This window comes from Amycolatopsis sp. WQ 127309 (genome assembly GCF_023023025.1).
Classification (GTDB): Bacteria; Actinomycetota; Actinomycetes; order Mycobacteriales; family Pseudonocardiaceae; genus Amycolatopsis.
In genome coordinates this window covers 2,415,343-2,434,514 of the sequence record NZ_CP095481.1, presented here as the reverse complement: position 1 = coordinate 2,434,514, position 19,172 = coordinate 2,415,343, and the positions used below count along the sequence as shown (strand labels likewise).

21 protein-coding genes are annotated in these 19,172 nt (G+C 70.4%); 15 read left to right on the top strand and 6 right to left on the bottom strand.

Features of this window, described 5'->3' with window-relative positions:
- Window positions 1–18 precede the first annotated feature (18 nt).
- The 4 genes from MUY22_RS11105 to MUY22_RS11090 all read right to left on the bottom strand — a co-directional run bounded on the left by MUY22_RS11105 (window position 19) and on the right by MUY22_RS11090 (window position 6,150).
- A complete protein-coding gene (locus tag MUY22_RS11105) occupies window positions 19–1,203 on the bottom strand; it encodes an McrC family protein (protein WP_247059347.1) in 1,185 nt (394 codons plus the stop codon).
- Entirely contained in the window at window positions 1,200–3,284 is a 2,085-nt protein-coding gene (locus MUY22_RS11100) for an McrB family protein (protein ID WP_247059346.1), read from the bottom strand. The genes MUY22_RS11105 and MUY22_RS11100 overlap by 4 nt, the downstream gene beginning before the upstream one ends.
- Before the next feature lie 44 nt (window positions 3,285–3,328).
- Entirely contained in the window at window positions 3,329–5,218 is a 1,890-nt protein-coding gene (locus MUY22_RS11095) for a DNA/RNA helicase domain-containing protein (protein WP_247059345.1), read from the bottom strand.
- 227 nt (window positions 5,219–5,445) lie between these two features.
- Window positions 5,446–6,150, bottom strand: coding sequence for a hypothetical protein (locus tag MUY22_RS11090; protein WP_247059344.1), 705 nt, complete (start codon window positions 6,148–6,150; stop codon window positions 5,446–5,448).
- 69 nt (window positions 6,151–6,219) lie between these two features.
- Between MUY22_RS11090 and MUY22_RS11085 the strand changes: the two genes are divergently transcribed.
- The 4 genes from MUY22_RS11085 to pyrE all read left to right on the top strand — a co-directional run bounded on the left by MUY22_RS11085 (window position 6,220) and on the right by pyrE (window position 10,934).
- The gene (locus MUY22_RS11085) at window positions 6,220–7,056 is read left to right on the top strand and encodes an SDR family oxidoreductase (protein WP_247059343.1); all 837 of its coding nucleotides are present in this window, start codon (window positions 6,220–6,222) and stop codon (window positions 7,054–7,056) included.
- A 75-nt stretch (window positions 7,057–7,131) separates the two neighbouring features.
- Window positions 7,132–7,893, top strand: a complete 762-nt coding sequence (locus MUY22_RS11080; protein WP_247059342.1) for an ABC transporter ATP-binding protein — start codon at window positions 7,132–7,134, stop codon at window positions 7,891–7,893.
- Entirely contained in the window at window positions 7,893–10,340 is a 2,448-nt protein-coding gene (locus tag MUY22_RS11075) for an FtsX-like permease family protein (protein WP_247059341.1), read from the top strand. The genes MUY22_RS11080 and MUY22_RS11075 overlap by 1 nt, the downstream gene beginning before the upstream one ends.
- Window positions 10,341–10,367: 27 nt before the next feature.
- A complete protein-coding gene (gene pyrE / locus MUY22_RS11070) occupies window positions 10,368–10,934 on the top strand; it encodes an orotate phosphoribosyltransferase (RefSeq protein ID WP_247059339.1) in 567 nt (188 codons plus the stop codon).
- A gap of 36 nt (window positions 10,935–10,970) precedes the next feature.
- Here pyrE and MUY22_RS11065 read toward each other — a convergent pair whose 3' ends face one another.
- On the bottom strand, window positions 10,971–11,159 hold the full coding sequence (locus tag MUY22_RS11065; RefSeq protein ID WP_247059337.1) for a CsbD family protein: 189 nt from the start codon (window positions 11,157–11,159) through the stop codon (window positions 10,971–10,973).
- Between the two features lie 157 nt (window positions 11,160–11,316).
- On the opposite strand from MUY22_RS11065, the gene MUY22_RS11060 reads away from it, so the two are divergent.
- The 11 genes from MUY22_RS11060 to MUY22_RS11010 all read left to right on the top strand — a co-directional run bounded on the left by MUY22_RS11060 (window position 11,317) and on the right by MUY22_RS11010 (window position 17,013).
- Window positions 11,317–11,883, top strand: a complete 567-nt coding sequence (locus MUY22_RS11060) for an RNA polymerase sigma factor (protein WP_247059336.1) — start codon at window positions 11,317–11,319, stop codon at window positions 11,881–11,883.
- Window positions 11,874–12,452 carry an Asp23/Gls24 family envelope stress response protein gene (locus tag MUY22_RS11055; RefSeq protein ID WP_247059335.1) on the top strand — a complete coding sequence of 193 codons (579 nt, stop codon included), beginning with the start codon at window positions 11,874–11,876 and terminating at the stop codon, window positions 12,450–12,452. Before MUY22_RS11060 ends, MUY22_RS11055 begins: the two co-directional genes overlap by 10 nt.
- Window positions 12,449–12,811, top strand: coding sequence for an Asp23/Gls24 family envelope stress response protein (locus tag MUY22_RS11050; protein ID WP_247059329.1), 363 nt, complete (start codon window positions 12,449–12,451; stop codon window positions 12,809–12,811). The genes MUY22_RS11055 and MUY22_RS11050 overlap by 4 nt, the downstream gene beginning before the upstream one ends.
- Window positions 12,808–13,104, top strand: a complete 297-nt coding sequence (locus tag MUY22_RS11045; RefSeq protein ID WP_247059327.1) for a hypothetical protein — start codon at window positions 12,808–12,810, stop codon at window positions 13,102–13,104. Before MUY22_RS11050 ends, MUY22_RS11045 begins: the two co-directional genes overlap by 4 nt.
- A 463-nt stretch (window positions 13,105–13,567) precedes the next feature.
- Complete coding sequence (locus MUY22_RS11040) at window positions 13,568–14,020, top strand: Asp23/Gls24 family envelope stress response protein (RefSeq protein ID WP_247059325.1); 453 nt, start codon at window positions 13,568–13,570, stop codon at window positions 14,018–14,020.
- 2 nt (window positions 14,021–14,022) lie between these two features.
- Window positions 14,023–14,205, top strand: coding sequence for a hypothetical protein (locus MUY22_RS11035; RefSeq protein WP_247059324.1), 183 nt, complete (start codon window positions 14,023–14,025; stop codon window positions 14,203–14,205).
- 4 nt (window positions 14,206–14,209) lie between these two features.
- Window positions 14,210–14,563 carry an Asp23/Gls24 family envelope stress response protein gene (locus tag MUY22_RS11030; protein WP_247059323.1) on the top strand — a complete coding sequence of 118 codons (354 nt, stop codon included), beginning with the start codon at window positions 14,210–14,212 and terminating at the stop codon, window positions 14,561–14,563.
- 26 nt (window positions 14,564–14,589) lie between these two features.
- On the top strand, window positions 14,590–15,081 hold the full coding sequence (locus tag MUY22_RS11025; RefSeq protein WP_247059322.1) for a DUF6286 domain-containing protein: 492 nt from the start codon (window positions 14,590–14,592) through the stop codon (window positions 15,079–15,081).
- Window positions 15,078–15,635, top strand: a complete 558-nt coding sequence (amaP, locus tag MUY22_RS11020; protein ID WP_247059321.1) for an alkaline shock response membrane anchor protein AmaP — start codon at window positions 15,078–15,080, stop codon at window positions 15,633–15,635. The genes MUY22_RS11025 and amaP overlap by 4 nt, the downstream gene beginning before the upstream one ends.
- A 313-nt stretch (window positions 15,636–15,948) precedes the next feature.
- Window positions 15,949–16,341 (top strand): DUF2784 domain-containing protein, encoded by a 393-nt coding sequence (locus MUY22_RS11015; RefSeq protein WP_247059320.1) that lies wholly within the window; start codon window positions 15,949–15,951, stop codon window positions 16,339–16,341.
- A 15-nt stretch (window positions 16,342–16,356) separates the two neighbouring features.
- The gene (locus MUY22_RS11010; RefSeq protein ID WP_247059319.1) at window positions 16,357–17,013 is read left to right on the top strand and encodes an RNA methyltransferase; all 657 of its coding nucleotides are present in this window, start codon (window positions 16,357–16,359) and stop codon (window positions 17,011–17,013) included.
- Here MUY22_RS11010 and MUY22_RS11005 read toward each other — a convergent pair whose 3' ends face one another.
- Window positions 17,014–19,152, bottom strand: coding sequence for a molybdopterin-dependent oxidoreductase (locus tag MUY22_RS11005; protein ID WP_247059318.1), 2,139 nt, complete (start codon window positions 19,150–19,152; stop codon window positions 17,014–17,016).
- Window positions 19,153–19,172: the final 20 nt, after the last annotated feature.

Genomic DNA, 19,172 nt, shown 5'->3' with positions numbered 1-19,172 from the left:
ACGCTTGGTAGTCGACAACTACTTCGTGTAGGCGGTCTCCGCGATCCGGTCAGCGATCCGGGTTATCTGGGCCATCAGCTCGGTCCGAGGTCGTGTCAGATCCAGCGTGTGCGCGAACAGCTCATGTCGTCCACCTCGGGTCTTGTGCCGTACTTCGCCCGGCTTGCCGTCCGCGTAGACGAGGTGGCCACGGTCGACGCCGAGCGCGGCGCAGTAGGCCAGCATCTGATAAAAGTCCTCCGCCGGTTGCTTCCGCTTGTACTTGGCGTCCACGACGGCCACCGGCCGTCCATCCATCTGCCAGACGAGATCCGGGTTCATCTTCAGCAGGCGGCGCTCGTCTAGGTGCCACGGGTACTGCGGAAGACCTACACCCGGTATCCGCTCGCCCAACGCCGTGCTGACGGCCACGGTCACGAAGCTTTCGAAGACCTTTTCGAGGTTGAAGACGAATCCGTTGGTCGCAAAACCGCCTCGCCCGTGCTCGGGTGACGCGGCCCCGAGCAGCAGCTCCGAAAGCCGGAGGACGGAGTGGTAGTGCGCGTTCTGCCGGGTGGGCTGCCATGGTGGCAGGGGCGCGCCCCGGCGCAGGGGTGAAACGCCGTCCAACGTGCGCCGGACTCTGTTCAGCTGTTCCGTCGAGACGTCGTCGAGGCCCCTGGTCTCGAGAAGCAGGGTGATCGCGGCCAGCAGGATCCGGTTCTCGGGGATGTCGACACCGAAGTCGTCGTAGCCGATTTCGAATGGAAAGTCCTGGTCGTAGTGCCGGCGTAGCTGATCGGCCAGCCGCACCCGGCCGCGGACGGTCGTGGAGCTCTCTGTCACCGGGACATACCCCGACAGGGGGTTGATGCGGAGGGCTTGCTGTGCCTGCCGCCAGAGCATGTTCGCGACAGCGGGGACAACCCCTTCGTCGGTCCGGGTCTCGGCCGCTTCGTCGTACCACTCGTCCGAAGAGCGGATACCGTGACCGGCGAGAAACAGCACCCGGGCGATGCTGAGCTTGGGAACCAGGCGAACGAGCAGGTCGTCTGCCCAGAACACGCCGACCCAGCCACGGTTGCCCGCGATCGTCCAATCGACGCTGCCCGGCTGTGGCGGAGTCAGGGAAACGAACTTGCTGGCTCTCAGCGCACGGAGCTGGCCAGGGGTCAACTGCCTGCTGCGCCGGCCGGTTTCCGAGAGTTCGAGTGGGTCGATCACGTCCTTCGGTCCGCGAGGGTCTGCCGGATCGTGTCGAGGCTGTACCGGTCAAGTGCTTCCGGCCCGGCCGCGTAATGGTTCTCCGCGAGCAGCGGCAGGATCGACGCGTCCCAGACGCGTGCCAGCCCGTCGGACCGCCGGTAGATCGACGGCTGCATGAGAAAGGACGGACCGAGCGCGAGGTCCCGGCGGCCGACCTCTTCGTTGAGCGCTTCGAGCACCTCAGGTGCGTCGTTGTTGAACGTCGATTCAGGCTCGGCCGCGACGTGTTCGTCCAACCAACGCCGGAGCAGTCCCGCTGTCGGGGGCACGGCCGGATGCAGTTCGGTGAACACGAAACGCCGTCTGATCGCTGCGTCGACCGTGGCGATGGAGCGGTCCGTTGTGTTCATCGTGCCGATGACGAAGATGTTCTCGGGCAACGTGAAACCCGCGTCGGCCGAGTACAGCAGGTTGATCGGTTCGTCGCGGTACTCGAGCAGGAAGTACAGCTCGCCGAAGACCTTGGCGAGGTTCGCGCGGTTGATCTCGTCGATGATCAGGATGTGCGGTTCACCCGGCTTCTTCCGCGCGGCGTCGACCAGGGTCCGGAAGGGGCCGGGGTGCAGGCCGAACTCGACCTTTCCGTCCTTGTTCTGGGTGGGCCGAAAGCCTTCGAAGAAGTCTTCGTAGGTGTACGACGGGTGGAACTGCACCAGCTTGACTGCGTTGACATCGGCCAGCAACCGGGCCAGCTTCTGCGCCAGGTAGGTCTTTCCGGTGCCCGGCGGGCCGTGGAAGATCAGCTGCTTGTACTCCCACAACAGCTCCGTTTGCCGGCGAAGCCAGTCATCTCCGATCAGAAGGTCCCGGCCCGCGCCTTCGGCGATCTCGGGAAAGGCGAGTTCCACGTGGGGCTCGGCCGAAGGTTCGGCCGATTCGGCATTGAAGTCGCGGAGCACCTGCTCGATTTCGCCGAGGTTCTCGGTCAGGTCCACAACGGACGAGGTGCTGCGGAGTTTCGCTTGTAGGGATCGGGGCAGCTGGTCGAGCGTCGGTGCCGGCACGAGCGGCTCCCACCTGGCGAACCGCCTGAGCGGAGCCACCCGGTCGTCCGCCAGGAAACTGGGGCTCGAGGCGATCCGACCGAAGTACGCGAACCTGTTGTTGAGCGTGATCACGTAATCGCCGGTTCGCATGCGGTTGAGGAAGCCGTTCAACTCCTCGAACCGGACGTCCCTGGCGTTGTACGACTCGTGTTGGAAGTCGTCGTCGACGACCGATCTCAGCTGATCGGGAGTAATCGGCAGCACCAGCGAACGCAGTCCCTCCGCCGGCATCGAGACGAACCCTTCGGCACGCCAACGGGTGACCAGGCCGTTTTCGGCAGTTGTCGCGGTGCGGACCAGCCAGGCCCGGCGAGGTGCGGAATCTCTCGCTTCCTGCTCCCAATGCAGTCGCTCACGGAGTGAGGCGGCGTCGAGGTGCTGGCGTTCGGACGCGTTGCCTGTCGAGTCGAACGTGACGCCTTCGGTGGCCAGCTTGCGTTGGAGGTCGGTGCCGTGGAAGCGGGGGTGGAGCCGATCGTTGCTGGGCACCGAACCGTCGAACCGCAGGACGCGGTGAGCGCCGGCCGGACCGGCGTCGACCAGATAGCTGTCGACCTCTTCAGCGGAGGTGCCGGCCGCTTTCCCCAGTTCGTCGGACGAGGTCCAGAAGCCGGGTGTCACGACGTCGACCAGTTGCGCGATCGTCCGTTCCGTACCGGGCAGATCGGCGAGCGCGAGGTCCCGCTGCATGCGGAACTCGTTAGTGCGGAGCTTGAATTCGTCGAGGAGCCGGCCGCCAGGGAAGGCGTCCAAGGCGAGCTCGCCGGATTCTGTCAGGGACCAGCCGTTGGTACGGCTCAACCAGCCGATCGACGCGGCCTCCGCGGTGTACTTGCCGATCTGAGCGCCGATCTCGGGCTGAACCAGGCCGGCGATCGGTTCCGCCACGACTTCGCCGATGACCCTTGCGACCACCTCTTCCTGCGTGAGCGGGTTGTCAGAGTCGCGGATCACCTCCATGCAGACCCTGAGCAGCTGTGCCGAGTCGGCCATGTGTCTCCTCGCGTTGACGACCGGCGAACGGTCCGCCGTGGGCTCTAGGCAGTCATCTCTTCCAGGAAGCGTTGTGTCTCCGGGTCCACCGAATACAGGCAGGCCCCACGCATCCCCCGGGTCAGCAGCACCTTGTAGGCCTGCGCGGTCAGCACGGCGAACTGCTCGGTGGCGGCCTTCCGGACCTGGGTGTCGGCGGACCCCTTCTTGTCCGCGACCCATTCGTCACCTCGCCGGACGAAGTCCGGCCCGAAGATGACCCCCGACCAGTCGTACTCGAAGCCTTGGGCGGTGTAGATGCACCCGACCTGGCCGAACCCGCGGGTGTCGGTTGCCCAGTAGTGAGACGCGGGAATCCCCTTCGGCAGCGAGACCTTTCCGTCGGGTTTCGCGTTCCAGGGGCGTTTCCAGCCATCGATCACCACGTCGTCCACCAGATGACGGTCGACCTTCGTGCCGGCCGGGTCGCTCCACGGCCAGCAGAATCCAGCGGCGATCCGCGCGGTCGTACCTTCGTGCTGCTCCTGCTGCTTGAGCAGCCACGATTCCAGCTGGGCCGGATCCGGCGCGCTGACGACGACGAACTCGTCGTCCGGGCCCGAGATGCTGCTCCACTTGACCGGGGGAAGCGAGCTGAGGCCGACCAGCCGGGCGACCCAGGCCTCGAAATCGTCAGATCCGCCGCAGCGGAACTGTCCGGCGAGCCGGATGACCTCTACTTCGAAACCTTTCGCGCGGGCCGCGGCCATGATCGCTTCACGCGAGCCCAGCTCGTCCGGGCGCACCCTCTGCTGGTCGTCGAGCAGGAACACGGGCACCTTCGCGGCAGCGAGGAGCTCTTCGATCTGCCGGCCGGCTTTGTCCCGGACCTCTTTGGACGCGAACCTCGTATAGCTCCGCTCCCGGATCCGGTGCGCTTCGTCGCAGATCAACGCGTCGAGCTCGGCCGGGGTAGCCTCCATGTAATTGTTGAAGTAGCGGAAACCACCTTGCGGTCGCTGGGAACGACTGCTGGTGAACGTGCGCAAAGTGCTGGTGAACGACCTCGAGCCGGTGGCGTGCTCCACCAGGAAACCTTCGGCGTCGAGGTCACGCTTCAGATTGAGCGCCACCGCGCTCTTCCCGGACCCCGGTCCGCCCATGATGATCACAGCGGTGGGCCGCCCACCGGCCCGCGCGTTGTGCACCGCGGTGCGGACCCGCTCATAGGCCACTTCCTGCTCGTCCAACAAGACGAAGCTGTCACGAAGAATTCGGTGCACCGCCCCGTCGCTATCGCCGGTCTTGAACAGAACGGACCGCTCTTGGCGAAGGGCAAGGAACTGGTCTCCGGCGCGACGGGTCTCAGCCCGCGAGGACGACGCGTCGATGAGCGCCCGAAGGTGGTAATGCAGGTCGGGTCCGGCCGCGGTGGTGAACACCCGAGGTGATCCGGGCGGTTCTTGGCCTACGGCGACCGGATTCGCGGGATGGTCTCCGACGTACGCGATGCCGTGGAGAGAACGGGGCCGGTCGGCCAGCTCCGGAGTGGCGTCGGCCAGGTAGTCGCAATACTGGTGGACCTGCTTTGCGGGCGAGAGGAGGTAGGTGCCGTCGCGGAAGAACAATTCATCGACGGTGGGCTCGGCGTCGGCCACGGCGACCAGGTTGACCAGGACGTGGCTCGACTCCTTGGTGTGTGGGTCGAGCCCGGACAGCACGATGTCGACGTGTTTCGGGCTGTGCGGCAGGCGGTGGTGGAGAATGACGTCGACATGGCCCAGCCCGGCGGCTTTCAGGTCGGCAAGGAACGCAGGTAGTAGAGCCGCCCAGCGGTCGGCAGTTGTCTGGTCGACCTTGATGTCGTAGCCACGGCCGAGTTGCCCGGTCAAGTCGGTCACGCCATTGGCTCGCAGTCCGGCGAGCATTTCCTCGGCACTCTTGCGTACTGACATTCTCCCCCACCCAGGGCACACGTGATTCACGCGCGGGTGGGGGCAGCAACGAGTTGCCTCGGTGCCCGTCGGGCCGCATTGCCCGATCAGGCTAGTGGATCAGCGGAGTGTTGTCTGCGGGTAACGCGATGACCTGCGTTCGTTTCGTGATGACTTACGACCGCGAGATTAATCGTTCGGAATCCGGCGGTTCCGCCGGTGAAGACGATTAACCTCGTCGATCCGGACTAGAGGGCGAGCACCGGCCGGTCCAGCACGCTCAGCGACACCGACGGGTGCTGGTCCAGCGTGCCGCGCACCGACGTCGTGCTGCCCTGGACGTGAACCACGCGGTCGACGCCGAAGTCGCCGCTGAACGAGCCCGATGACAGGCTCTGCGACGTCCTGACCAGGCCGGACGCCGGCCCCAGCGTGCCGCCCACCTCGTGCTTCTGGCCCACGTCGAGCGCACCCCGGAAGCTGCTGATGACGTGCTGCTCGGACGTCGTCCCGACCGCGCCCAGCTGACCGAGGTCGACGGCCTGCCCGGACGAGCGGCGGGCGGCGATCCCGCCGGTGAGGTCTCCGGCGAACAGCCCGGTGTCGAGCTGCTCGGCGTGCTCGCTCAGGACGTCGACGCCGTGGCCCAGCCAAACGCCCTGGTGGGCGCTCTCGGCGACACCCGCGCGTTCGCCGCCCGTGGCGACGGCCTCCGTGCGGTCGGCGGCGAACCGCACGTCACCGAGCCGTTTGCCGACGACGTCGCGGCGGGTCGCGGTGAGGGTGTCGCCGTCGTTGTTCAGCGTCGTGGTGTGCCGGTGGTCGATCGGCAGCGTCAGGTCGGACGGGGCGGCGAACGCCGAAACGGGGGCGGTGAAGAGGAGGGCGACGGGTGCCGCGCCGGCGGCGACCCTGGGCAGATAGCCGCTCTTGCGCCTGCTGTGCTTACCCATGCCGGGACGATAGCCCGGGCGCCAAACGGCTGCACCTCGGGCCCTGACCAGCGCGTATGGTTCACCCACATGACCACCACCAACAACTTCTTCGCCGGGGGTCCGGGTGGCGGAGCCGCCGGCCCGGGGCGAAGCCCCGGACATCACACCGCCGTGATCACCGGAGCCACCGCGGGCATCGGCGCGCAGTTCGCGCGCACGCTCGCCGCCGAGAAGTACGACCTGGTGCTCGTCGCCCGGGACGCCGCGCGGCTGGAGACCTACGCCGCCGAACTGCGCGAACGCCACGGCGTCGCCGTCGAGGTGCTGCCCGCCGACCTGTCCGAAGTGGACGGACGAACGGCCGTCGAGGAGCGGCTGGCCGCCGGCCCGATCGACTTGCTCGTGAACAACGCCGGGTTCGGGCTGGGCGGCGACTTCTGGACCGTCTCGCCGGACGCGCTGCAGCGCCAGCTCGACGTCAACGTCACCGCCGTGCTGCGGCTGACCCGCGCGGTGCTGCCGGGCATGGTCGACCGCGGCCGTGGCGACGTCGTCCAGGTCAGCAGCGTCGCGGGCTTCTTCAGCGGCCGCGGCTCGACCTACACCGCGAGCAAGAACTGGGTCACGTCGTTCACCGAGGGCATCGCCGCGTCGCTGCCGAAGGGCGTCCGGATGATGGCGCTCTGCCCGGGGTTCACCGCGACCGAGTTCCACGAGCGCGCCGGCCTCGACCGGCCGGGCCCGAAGATCGCCTGGCTGGGCGTCGAGCAGGTGGTCAACGAAGCGCTCGCGGACCTGCGCCGGGGCAAGGTGATCTCGGTGCCGAGCCTGCAGTACAAGGCCGTCGTCGCGATCGGCGGCCTGCTCCCGCGCGCGGTGCTGCGCAAGATCAGCGGCGGTTTCGGTGGCAAGGGCCGCACCTGAGTAGGGCTGTCCCTACCTTCGAAACGCGCGTCAGCACCAGGGAGGTTCGGGCGCTACCTGCCTAGCGTTCTTCCCATGACAACTGGGTGGCACGAGGCAGCCGACGCGGTCCGGCTCGAAGCCGTGCGCAAGGAGTACGGCGAAGGCGTGGTCGCGCTGGACGGGGTCTCGATCTCCTTCCCGCGCGGCGGTTTCACGGCCGTGATGGGCCCGTCGGGCTCGGGCAAGAGCACGTTCCTGCACTGCGCGGCGGGTCTCGACCGGCCGACGTCGGGGCGGGTCGTGCTCGACGGGCAGGACCTCGACGGCAAGAGCGAGACCTACCTGACCAAGCTGCGGCGCGACCGCGTCGGCTTCGTGTTCCAGGCGTTCAACCTGCTCCCGGCGCTGACGGTCGAGCAGAACGTCGTCCTCCCGCTGCAGCTGGCCGGGAAGCGCGCGGACAAGCGGCTCGTCTCGCGGATCCTCACGCACGTCGGGCTCGACGGCCGCCGCAAGCACCTGCCCGGGCAGCTCTCCGGCGGGCAGCAGCAGCGCGTCGCGATCGCGCGGGCCCTGGTCACCGACCCGGCCGTGCTGTTCGCCGACGAGCCGACAGGCGCGCTCGACACCCGCACCGCCGCCGACGTCCTCGGCCTGCTGCGCGAGTCCGTCCGGGCGTCGGGCCAGACGGTGATCATGGTGACGCACGACCCGGTCGCCGCGTCCCACGCCGACGACGTCGTGTTCCTGGCCGACGGCCGGATCGCCGGCCGGCTGGCCCGGCCGACCGCGGAAGCCGTCGCCGAGCGGATGACCCACCTCGGTGCCTGGGACCGGTCGGCGGTGCGGGCCTGATGTTCAAGCTGGCACTGCGCACCCTGCGCCTGCGCAAGGGCGCCTTCCTGGCGACGTTCGTCGCCGTCTTCTTCGGCGCGGTGATCGTCTCCGCCTGCGGTGGCCTGATGGAGTCGGGCATCCGCTCCGAGACGCCGGTGCAGCGGCTGGCCGCGGCGCCGATCGTCGTCGGCGGGCAGCAGACGCTCAAGCTGCCGAAGGACGACCCGGCGACCCTCGACCCCGAGGACAAGCACAAGTTCGAGAACGGCACCCTGGGCGAGCGCGTCCGGGTCGACGCCGCGCTGGCCGACCGCATCCGCGCGGTCCCCGGTGTCACGAACGTCGTCGGCGAGCTCAGCTTCGCCGCGCAGATCGGCTCCGCGAGCGCGCTCGGGCACGCCTGGGACTCCGCCGTGCTGACGCCGTACGCGTTGCGGGGCCAGGCACCGCGGCCCGGCGAAGTCGTGGTGGACGCCGGGCTGGGGCTCGCTGTCGGCGCCACGCTGCCCGTCGCCGCGCACGGCGAGGTCGCCCAGTACCGCGTCTCCGGCATCGCCACCGCGCCGCAGCCGATGCGGGACGCGGCCGTGTTCTTCGCGCCTTCGGACGCCGAACGCCTGGCCGGACACCCCGGCCGGTTCGACACGATCGGCGTCTTCGGCGGCGACGTCGCGGCGGTGACGGCGGCGGTCGGCGACGCCGGTGTCGTCCTGACCGGCAGCGACCGGGGCCTGCTGGAGTTCCCGGAGGTCGACGCGGGCGGCGAGAACCTCATCGTGCTGTCCGCGGTGTCCGGCGGGCTGTCGGCGTCGGTCATGGTGTTCGTCGTCGCCGGGACGCTCTCGCTGTCGACGCAGCAGCGCCAGCGCGAACTCGCGTTGCTGCGCGCCATCGGCACGACCCCGCGTCAGCTGCGGCGGATGGTGCTCGGCGAGGCGCTGGTCGTCGGGCTGCTCGCGGTGGGGGCCGCGATCGCGCTCGGCCCGCTGCTCGGGCGGTGGCTGTTCGACCAGCTCGCGGCCAACCACGTCGTCCCCGACGTGCTGCGCTTCGAGCAGGGCTGGCTCCCGGCGACGGTCGCCGCGGGCGCGTCCTTGCTGGCCGTGGTCGGCGCCGCGTTCGTCGCGGGACGGCGCGCGTCGAAGGTCCGCCCGACCGAGGCGCTCGCCGAAGCCGCCGTCGAGCGGCGCTGGCTGACGCCGATCCGGCTGATCACGGCGATCCTGTGCTTCGGCGGCGGGACGGCGCTGGCGATCGTCACGGTCGCGGTGATGACCGGCCCGGTCGCGGCCAGCACGTCCGGCCCGGCCGTGATGCTGTGGGCGTTCGGCCTGGCGGCGATCAGCCCCGGCGTCACGAAGGTGATGGCGACGCTGCTGCGCTGGCCGCTGCAGGCGGTCACCGGCGTGGTCGGCCGCGTCGCGCTGCTCAACACCCGCGTCGTCGCGGTGCGGACGGCCGGCGCGGTCACGCCGATCATGCTCGCCGTCGGCATCGCGACCGCGAACATCTACCTGCAGACCACCCAGGAAGCCGTCTCGAACCAGGCGTACACCGAGGACCTGCAGGCGGACGCGGTGGTCGCTTCGCCGATCGGGCTCGACCCGTCGGTGGTGAACCGGGTCCGCGCCGTGCCGGGGGTCGCCACGGCCTCGGAGTACGTTACGAGCACGGTGTTCATCGAGAAGCCGTACGAGTCGAACCAGGACAAGGACGGCTGGCCCGCGATCGGTGTCAGCGAGCTGACCGGGAACACGATCACGGTGCCGGACACGCTCGGCCGCCACGTCGGCGACACCCTGTCGCTGCGGCTCGGTGACGGCACCCCGGTGGACGTGCGGGTGGGGGCCGTTGTGAGCCAGCGGCCCGGGTTCGAGAGCCTCGTGCTGCCCGCCGGGCTGCTGGCGCCGCACACGACGATCGGGCTCGCCCCGCAGCTGCTGGTCCGCGCCGCTCCCGGCGTCGACGCGGCGACACTCACTTCGCACCTTCGCGCGGCGACCGCGGGGTTGCCGGTCCAGGTCGGCGACCGCGGCGTGCTGATCGCGGCGCACGCCAAGGGCAACGAGGTCGGCGCGTGGGTCAACTACCTGCTCGTCGGGATGATCATCGCCTACACCGTGATCTCCGTCGTCAACACGCTGGTGATGGCGACCGGCAAGCGGCGCCGCGAGTTCGGGCTGCAGCGGCTGAGCGGGTTCACCCGCGGCCAGGTGCTGCGGATGGCCGGCGTCGAAGGCGGGCTGATCGCGACGATCGCGATCCTGCTCGGCACGGCGACGGCGGCCGGCGCGATCGTCCCGTTCTGCCTCGTGGTGACCGGTTCCGTGCTGCCGCAGGGGCCGATCACGATCTACCTGACGGTGCTCGCCATCGCCGTAGTGCTTGCGCTGGTGGCGATCTTGGTCCCGGCCTGGGCGGCGACGCGCGGGCGTGCGGTCGACGCCACATCCATCGGGGAGTGAACCCGGTCGTGTGTAAGACTCACGGCCGTGGCGAACCCCGTTCTGGATCAAGCGGCGAAACTCGAACTGGCCAGGTTGGTCACCGATCTTTCCGTGGTGCACGGAAAAGTGACCCTGGCGTCCGGCAAGGAAGCCGACTACTACATCGACCTCCGGCGGGCGACGCTGCACCACGCGGCCGCGCCGTTGATCGGCAAGCTGCTGCGGCAGCTCACGGCGGACTGGGACTACGTGGCGGCCGGTGGGCTCACGCTCGGCGCCGACCCGGTCGCGCTGGCGATGCTGCACTCCGCGGCGACCGACGGTGTCGTGCTCGACGCGTTCGTCGTCCGCAAGGACACGAAGGCGCACGGGATGCAGCGGCGCATCGAGGGCATGGAGGTCCGCGGCCAGCGCGTGCTGGCCGTCGAGGACACCTCCACGACCGGCAGCAGCGTGCTCACCGCGGTGGCGGCGCTGCGTGAAGCCGGCGCCGACGTCATCGGGGTCGTGACGGTCGTCGACCGCGACACCGGCGCGCGCGAGGCCATCGAGAAGGAAGGCCTCGAGTACCGGTTCATCCTGGGTCTGGACGACCTGGGGCTGGAAGGCTGACGCGGGGCCGGGGGCGGCCGCGCGTCAGCCCCCGGCTCACTTCTTGCCGAAGAGGTCCTTCGCGGCGTCCTTGACGTGCTCGACGGCGTCCTTCAGGCCCGCCTTCGCCTGGTCGCCTTGGCCCTCGGCCTTCAGCTGCTCGTCGCCGGTGACGTTCCCGGCGGTCTCCTTGGCCTTGCCGCCCAGGTCCTCGGCCTTGTTGCTGATCTTGTCGCCCAGCGACATGGGACACCTCCCGATCCGTGGCACCCCGGTGGGTACCTGGTGCCGGAAGGACCCCGGCGGTGATCTTTCGTCACGGATTCGCACGAGTGATGGCTGTCACCCACAATCAGTGCGTGACGTTTCCCGGGCTCCCGTGTCCTCTTCCCGAGGAGGTGCCGTGACGACGACCAGCGCGGATCCCGGCACGCCGCTCGACGACGCGACCCTGGTGGGCCGCGCGCGGGACGGCGACGTCCGGGCGTACGAACAGCTCGTGCTGCGCTACCAGGGCCCGATGTTCCGGCTCGCGGCGAAGATGCTCGCGAACCGCGGTGACGCCGAGGACGTCGTGCAGGAGGTGTTCCTCAACGCCTGGCGCAAGCTCGACCAGCTCGGCGAGGACGCCGCGTTCGTCGGCTGGCTCTACCGGGCCACGACGAACCGCTGCCTGAACGCCATCCGGGCGCGCCGGCCGCAGGCCGACGTCGACCTGGACACGGCGGAGTCGCCGCGGCGCGACCTCCAGCCGGAGCGGGCCGCGCAGGTGAGCGGCCAGCTCGCGGCGTTGAACACGGCCTTGGCGCAGCTCACCCCGGAGCAACGGGCGTGCTGGCTGCTGCGTGAGGTGCACGGCCGGTCCTACGAGGAGATCGGCGAAATCGTCGGCGTGAACGGCACCGCGGTGCGGGGCCGGATCGCGCGGGCCAGGGCACAGCTGGCGGAGGTGATGAAGCCATGGCGATGACGGACTACGAACTGCCCTGCGAACGCGATGTCGAGCAGGTGTGGGAGCGGCTCGACGCGGTCGGCGCCGGGCTGGCCGACGAGCACGAGCTGACCTGCCCGCACTGCCGGGCGGCGCGCGAAAGCCTGCTCGCGTTGCGCGAGGCGACGTCCGAGATGGTGGCCGAAGCGGACGCGCCGCCACCGGACCTGTTCGGCCGGATCATGTCGGCGGTCCGGGCCGAGGTGCGGCGCGGCTCGATGGTGCCGCTGCCGAGCCCGGAACCCGGGAGCGTCGAGATCAGCGAGCAGGCGGTGGCGGCGGTGCTGCGGTACGCGGCTGACACCGTCGTGGGCATTCGCGCCCGGCGCTGCCGGATCCGGAACGACGGCGCCGGCGTCGTCGAAGTCCAGCTCACCCTCGCGGTGAGTCTGCGGAACGCTACGGGCGGTGAAGCGTTGTCGCTGGTGCGGGAGCGGGTGACCGCGGCGGCCGCGGCCCGGGTGGGCCTGACGCTGGCGAAGCTCGACCTGCTGGTGGACGACGTTTTTGAAGAGGACGAAGACACTGTCGGGGAGCCAGGGGAATGACTGTGGAGTACGTCATCGCCGACCCGGTGATCGCCGGCGTGGCGGCCCGGGCGGCGATCACCGCGCCGGGCGTGGTGCGGCTGGAGCCGGGCCTGCGGGGGCTGGTGACGGCGTGGACGCGGGCGGCCCGCCAGCGCTGGAAGGGCCTCGACCCGGCCCCGGCCGACGGCGTCCGCGTCCGCACGGTGGACGGCAGGCTGAGCGTCCAGGTGGACCTGATCGCGTCGGGCATCGACCAAGCGGCGACGGTCGGCCGGTCGGTGCAGCGCGCGGTCAGCCGGTACGTCACCGCGCAGACCGGCCTGGTCGTCGACGAGGTGTCGGTGTCCATCATGGACATCGAAACGGCGACCCGGTGATCGCGGGCGAAGCGGTCGAGAAGATCATCGTCGCGATCAAGGGCGTCCCGGGCCTCCGCCCGGCGACCCCGGTCTCCGCCGGGACGACGTGGCTCCCGGTGGACTGGGAGGGCATGGCGGTCGACCTGACGCCGGAGCTGGTCCAGATCCGCCTGATCGCGTCCCGGCTGCCGATCCCCCCACTGCTGGACCGCGCGACGGAAGCCGTCCGCCCGGTCCTGGTGGGCACGGAGTGGGAGCACGCCCACCTGCGCCTGGTCGTCACCGACCTGGACGGCGCGGCCTTCACCTGACCCCGCACGACGGCGGTGGCCAACTCGCCGACTGGAGCGGCCAAGGCGCCCGGGTGCCGTGTTGGCCACTCCCGTCGCCGTGTCGGCCGTTCCGGCTGCCGTGCCGCCGGTTCCGCAAGCAGCCCGACGAAACGCAAATCCCCAGCCCCACACACACCTACCCCCACCGCTCCCTGGGGGGACGTCCCACGCCCAGCGTACCGGCACCCACGGACAAAACCGGTTTCGTGCGGCCGATTCCGCCGAGTTGTCCACATGTGGTTCACCCTGGGGACAACCGGCCTGAGGCCCACGGATCCGCGCCACCGACAGCGTTTCGGGGCGGCGGAAACGAGCGGCCCAAGCCGAGACCCACGTCACACGATCGGGGCAGTGACGATTCCCCATCCCCGGTGTCCTTACCTACGAACCAGGCGGAAAGCCTTGTTCCCCAGGACATTCCCAGGACACCCGAGGAGGACCCATGACCGCGACCGCCGAGAAGACCGTGGTGACCACCGCGAACGACGCCACCAGCGCGCTCGTCTCGAAGCAGGGCACCACCACCATCGCCGACACCGTCGTGCAGAAGATCGCCGGGCTCGCCGCCCGTGACGTCAACGGTGTGCACGAACTCGGCGGTGGCGGGGCCGCTCGCGCTCTGAGCGCCCTGCGCGACCGCATCCCCGGCGCGTCCTCCAGCGTCGGCCAGGGGGTTTCGGTCGAGGTCGGCGAGAAGCAGGCCGCCGTCGATCTGCAGCTCGTCGTCGAGTACGGCGTCGCCATCGCGGATCTCGCGCGGTCGGTGCGGCGCAACGTGATCACCGCGATCGAGCAGATGACCGGGCTGCAGGTCGTCGAGGTCAACATCAACGTCAACGACGTCCACATCCCGGGTGACGACGACGCGCCCGTCACCAGCGACCGGGTGCTGTGACCGTGAACGGCACCCTGATCGGCCTGCTCTTCGGCCTGGCGCTGGGGTTCGCGGCCGCCTTCGGCGGGTTCGGCGCTTTTGTCGCCGTGCTCGTGCTGGGCGGCCTCGGCCTCCTCGCCGGCCGTTGGGCCGACGGCGAGCTCGACCTGTCCGCCCTCGTCGGGGCCGCCCGGGATCGGAGGTAACCCCATGTCCACGGTCACCGCGCGGCACCGCCGCGACGACGTCGAGACGGTCGAAGAAGAAGAGCGCGGCGAGACGACCGTCGAGCCGCGGGCGGTCGGGCGCATCGCCGCCCGGGCCGCGCGTGAGGTCGACGGCGTCGCCGCCGACGTCACCGCCAAGGCCACAGTGGACGGTGAAGTGACCACTGTGGACATCCGGTTGCCCGTGGTCTACCCGGCGCCCGTCACCGGCACCGCCGACCGGGTCCGGGCCCACCTGCTCGGCCGCACCACCGAACTGACCGGCCTGCGCACCCAGCGCGTCGACATCACGATCGCGCTGCCGCCGGTCGAGCAGCCGAAGCGGCGGGTCCGATGAGGCGGCCACGGCGGAGCGTGCCGGCGATGCTCACCGCGCTCGTCCTGCTCGCCGCCTGCGCGTTCGTCGTGACGGCGCTCGTGCAGCGGCTGCTGGGCGTGCCACCGGTGCTGTCCTACGACGCGGTCGCCGCCCGCGTCCACGACACCTCCTGGAACGAACTGCCCGTGCTCGTCGGGGGCGGGGCCGCGGTTCTCGTGGGGTTCGTGCTGCTGGCGGCGGCGCTGCTGCGCGGCCGCCCGGTCGTCCTGCCGCTGGCGCCGGAGCCGGGTTTCGACACCGGCACCACGCGCCACGGCCTGCGGACGTCGCTGCGGGCGACCGCCGCGCACGTCGACGGCGTCTCGGCGGCCGCGCTCAAGCTGCGTCGCCGCACCGTGCGGGTGACGGTGAAGACCCAGCGGACGCGCACCGACGGGCTCGCCGACGCCGTCCGCTCCGCGCTCGAAACGCGGCTCGGCCAGGTCGATCTGGCCACGCCGCCGCGGGTCCGCGTCCGCGTGCGAGGTGCGCGATGAACCGGCCCGCCGCGCTCAACCGCACCCTGCTCGCCCTGATCGGGCTGGTGCTGCTCGCCGCCGGCGGGTTCGCGCTGGCCACCCACTTCGGGCGGCTGCACGTCCTCGACCCGGCGTCTTCGCTGGTCCCCGGCTCGACGGCGCCGCCGACCTGGGTGTTCTACGCGGCGATCGCGGTCGCCGTGGTGCTGGGGCTGTTGTGCCTGCGCTGGCTGACGGCCCAGGCGTTCCGGCGGCCGAAGACCGTCGCCTGGCGGACCGAGGAGGCCGAGGGCGCGACCACGCTGGACTCGTCGACGGCCGCCGCGCCGGTCGCGGCCGACGTCGAGGGCTACGACGGCGTCCGGTCGGCGTCGGCCTGGCTCACCGGGCCGCGCGAGGCGCCGGCACTGTTCCTGATCGTCACGACCGACGCCGAGGCCGACGCGGGGGCGATCCGCGCCCGGATCACCGAGCACGCCGTCCCGCGGTTGCGCCAGGCCTTGGAGGTCGACGCCCTGCCGGTGCGGCTCGAAGTTCGGCTGACGGCGAAATCGGGCGCTCGCGCCCGGTGAAGCGGTGGCCGCCGGGGTTACCGTCGACGGATGGACGAGCAGCCGTCGACGCCCGGTGAGCCGCACCGCCCGAACGACCCGAACCGGAAGAAACCGGACGGCGCACCCGATCAGTACCCGCACGAGGAACCGACGAAGTACCCGGCAAAACGTCCTCCCGAATTTCCACCCGGTGTGACGCCTCCGTCACCACCCAGGTGAAGAAGTTGCTCCGGTGGGTTGAACATCACACCGCTGGGCATTCTTCGAGCAGGCCGATTCCGATCAGCGGAGTAAAGTCCCTGGTAGGGGGATCGGGGTAAGGGGGTGGGCGGTGGCGAAGTTCCTGGCCGACGTGACCGTTGCGGTGCACATCCTCGCTCTGCTGCTGATCGGCCTCGGCGGCTTCCTCGCCTGGCGCTGGCCCAAGCTGATCTTCGTGCACATGTTCGCGGCGTTCTGGGGCATCCTCGTGAACGTCACGCCGGTGCCGTGCCCGCTGACCGCGCTGGAGAACTTCTTCCGGAACCAGGAAGGCCTCGGCGACCTGCCCGGCGGGTTCAACGCGTACTACCTCTACGACACGGTGTTCCCGCGGTCGTGGCTGCCGGCGATCGGCATCATCGCGGTCGTGCTGGTGATCTACTCGTACGTCGGCGTCTACCACCGGTGGCGCCACCGCGACCACCACGAGGACGCCCGCGCGCACGCCGTCCACCTGGGTTAGGCGACAATCGACGCCGTGAGCACACCCCACGACGTCGGGCCCACCGAGTGGGTGAGCCGCGAAGAGGTCGGCGTCGGCCCTTGGCCGGGTGACTGGCCCTCGGATGACCGCTACGACCCGGACCTCCTGCGTGACGGCGACCGCCGCAACGTCGTCGACAAGTACCGCTACTGGCGCCGCGAGGCGATCGTGTCCGATGTGGACGCCCGCCGCCACCCGTTCCACGTGGCCATCGAGAACTTCCAGCACGACCACAACATCGGCACGGTGGTCCGGACGGCCAACGCGTTCGCCGCGGCCGAGGTGCACATCGTCGGCCGCCGCCGCTGGAACCGCCGGGGTGCCATGGTCACCGACCGCTACCAGCACCTCCGCCACCACGACGACGTCGCCGGTCTGCTCACCTTCGCGGCCGAGCAGGGCCTCGCGGTCGTGGCGGTCGACAACACGCCGGGGTCCCAGCCGGTCGAGACGGCGGACATCCCGCGCGAGTGCGTGCTGCTGTTCGGCCAAGAGGGGCCGGGCCTGTCGGAGGCCGCCCAGGCCACGGCGGCGCTGGTGGTGTCGATCGCCCAGTTCGGCACGACGCGCTCGATCAACGCCGGCGTCGCGGCGGGCATCGTGATGCACGCCTGGGTCCGGCAGCACGCGGACCTGTCCCAGGCCTGGTGATCAGGCCGGCGCGACCTCGACCGGGATGCCGTTCAGCACCGAGGTTCCCGACGGCACGTCCAGCAGCGTCTCGTCGGCGACCAGGTTCGAGTTGACGCCCGGGTTCGCGCTCGCCACCCGCGTGCGCGAACCGGCCACGTCGTGCCCCCAGCCGTGGGGGATGCTGATCACGCCCTCGCGGACCTCGTCCGTCACCTCCACCGGGACCTCCAGTTTCCCGGCGCGCGACGTCACCGACGCGAGGCCGCCGTCGGTCAGGCCGAGGCGGGTCGCGTCGCTCGGGTGGACCTGGACCGTGCAGCGGTTCCCGCCGCGGACCAGCGGCGCGAGGTTGTGCATCCACGAGTTGTTCGAGCTCAGGTGCCGCCGGCCGATCAGCACCAAGCCGTCGTCCAGGGGGCGGGCCAGCTCGTCGCGCAGCCGCGGGACGTCCGCGACGATCGGTTCCGGCGCCAGCTCGATCCGCCCGGACGCCGTGCACAGCACCTCCGGGATCCGCGGCTTCAGCGCGCCGAAGTCGATACCGTGCGGCGCGGCTTCGAGGTCGGCCAGCGTGACGTCGTACGGGCCGCTGCGCAGCATCAGGTCCACAAGCCGCGCGGGCCCGGTCCGGTCGCCGGTCAGCTCCAGCTTGTTCCGCCGCGCAGTTTCGGCGGCGACGAAGTCGTCCAGCGCGGCGACGTCCGCCTCGGGCCCCTGACCGGTGACGATGCCGGTGAGACGCAGCATGGTCTCCCACTCCTGCGGGAGCTTCGACGGCAGCGTCGGCGGCGTCCAGTTCGCGATGTTGCGCACCGAAAGCTGGTAGAACGCCAAGTCGAAGTGCGGCCGCTCGAGCGGTGACGGCCCGGGCAGGATGACGTCGGCCTGGCGGGACGTCTCGTTGAGGTAGACGTCGACCGAGATCATGAAGTCGAGGCCGTCGATGGCCGCGGCCAAGCGGCCCGCGTTCGGCGTGCTCAGGCACGGGTTGCCGCTGACCGTGATCAGCGCGCGGACCTGGCCCTCGCCCGGGGTTTCGATCTCGTCGGCCAGCGTCGCGACCGGCAGCTCGCCGACGACCTCGGGGTAGCCGCGCACCCGGCTGTGCCAGCGGCCGACGGCGAACGGGCGCCGGTTCCCGGTCGGCGTGCACGCGGCCAGCGGGAACATCGCGCCGCCGGGCTCGTCGAGGTTGCCGGTGAGCACGTTGAGGACGTCGACCAGCCAGCTCGCGATCGTGCCGAACGTCTGGGTGGTGGTGCCGATCCGGCCGTAGACCACGGCGTTCTCGGCGTCGGCCAGGTCCAGGGCCATCCGGCGGATCTCGGCGGCGCCGATGCCGACGCGCGGCGCGACGGCCTCGGGGGTGAACGGCAGCGCCAGCGTGCGGACGTCGTCGAGGCCGTTGACGTGCTCCGCCAGCCGGCCCAGCTGGACGCGCTCTTCCGTGACCAGGACGTTGACCAGCGCGAACAGCAGCAGCGCGTCGGTGCCGGGGCGGATGGCGTGGTGCTCGTCGGCGAACTGCGCGGTGCGCGTGCGGCGCGGGTCGACGACGACGATCTTGCCGCCGCGCTCGCGGATCCCGCGCAGCCGCCCGCGCATGTCGGGCGCGGTCATCAGGCTGCCGTTGGACACCAGCGGGTTCGCGCCGAGGATGAGCAGGTGCCGCGTGCGGTCGACGTCGGGCACCGGGATGGCGAGCGGGTCGCCGAACATGGTGCCGGACGAGTAGTGCTTCGGCATCTGGTCGACCGACGTCGCGCTGTAGAAGTTCTTGGTGCCCAACGCTTTGTAGAGCACGCGGCTGTAGAGCGTCAGCGCGATGTTGTGCACGCCGGGGTTACCCGCGTAGACGGCGACGGCGTTGCGGCCGTACCGCTCGATGATCGGCGGGAGCCGCCGGTCGATCTCGTCGTAGGCCTCCTGCCAGCTGACCTCGACGAACTCGCCGTCGCGCTTGAGCAGCGGCGCGGTCAGCCGGTCGGGATCGTGGTGCAGCGCGCCGAGCGACGCGCCCTTCGGGCAGAGGTAGCCCTTCGAGAAGACGTCCTGCTGATCGCCGGTGACGCGGGTGACCTGCTGGTTCTCATCCAGCGTCACCTCGAGGCCGCAGGTCGCTTCGCACAGCGGGCAGGTGACGTGTGCCGTGGTCATGAGTACCTCGCAGGCCGTCG

What these genes read in the sequence shown, in the direction of transcription:
- MUY22_RS11100 (WP_247059346.1), bottom strand. Translation starts at nt 3,284, where the DNA reads ATGGCCGACTCGGCACAGCTGCTCAGGGTCTGCATGGAGGTGATCCGC.
- MUY22_RS11095 (WP_247059345.1), bottom strand. Translation starts at nt 5,218, where the DNA reads ATGTCAGTACGCAAGAGTGCCGAGGAAATGCTCGCCGGACTGCGAGCC.
- MUY22_RS11090 (WP_247059344.1), bottom strand. Translation starts at nt 6,150, where the DNA reads ATGGGTAAGCACAGCAGGCGCAAGAGCGGCTATCTGCCCAGGGTCGCC.
- MUY22_RS11085 (WP_247059343.1), top strand. Translation starts at nt 6,220, where the DNA reads ATGACCACCACCAACAACTTCTTCGCCGGGGGTCCGGGTGGCGGAGCC.
- MUY22_RS11080 (WP_247059342.1), top strand. Translation starts at nt 7,132, where the DNA reads ATGACAACTGGGTGGCACGAGGCAGCCGACGCGGTCCGGCTCGAAGCC.
- MUY22_RS11075 (WP_247059341.1), top strand. Translation starts at nt 7,893, where the DNA reads ATGTTCAAGCTGGCACTGCGCACCCTGCGCCTGCGCAAGGGCGCCTTC.
- MUY22_RS11065 (WP_247059337.1), bottom strand. Translation starts at nt 11,159, where the DNA reads ATGTCGCTGGGCGACAAGATCAGCAACAAGGCCGAGGACCTGGGCGGC.
- MUY22_RS11055 (WP_247059335.1), top strand. Translation starts at nt 11,874, where the DNA reads ATGGCGATGACGGACTACGAACTGCCCTGCGAACGCGATGTCGAGCAG.
- MUY22_RS11050 (WP_247059329.1), top strand. Translation starts at nt 12,449, where the DNA reads ATGACTGTGGAGTACGTCATCGCCGACCCGGTGATCGCCGGCGTGGCG.
- MUY22_RS11040 (WP_247059325.1), top strand. Translation starts at nt 13,568, where the DNA reads ATGACCGCGACCGCCGAGAAGACCGTGGTGACCACCGCGAACGACGCC.
- MUY22_RS11030 (WP_247059323.1), top strand. Translation starts at nt 14,210, where the DNA reads ATGTCCACGGTCACCGCGCGGCACCGCCGCGACGACGTCGAGACGGTC.
- MUY22_RS11025 (WP_247059322.1), top strand. Translation starts at nt 14,590, where the DNA reads ATGCTCACCGCGCTCGTCCTGCTCGCCGCCTGCGCGTTCGTCGTGACG.
- amaP (WP_247059321.1), top strand. Translation starts at nt 15,078, where the DNA reads ATGAACCGGCCCGCCGCGCTCAACCGCACCCTGCTCGCCCTGATCGGG.
- MUY22_RS11005 (WP_247059318.1), bottom strand. Translation starts at nt 19,152, where the DNA reads ATGACCACGGCACACGTCACCTGCCCGCTGTGCGAAGCGACCTGCGGC.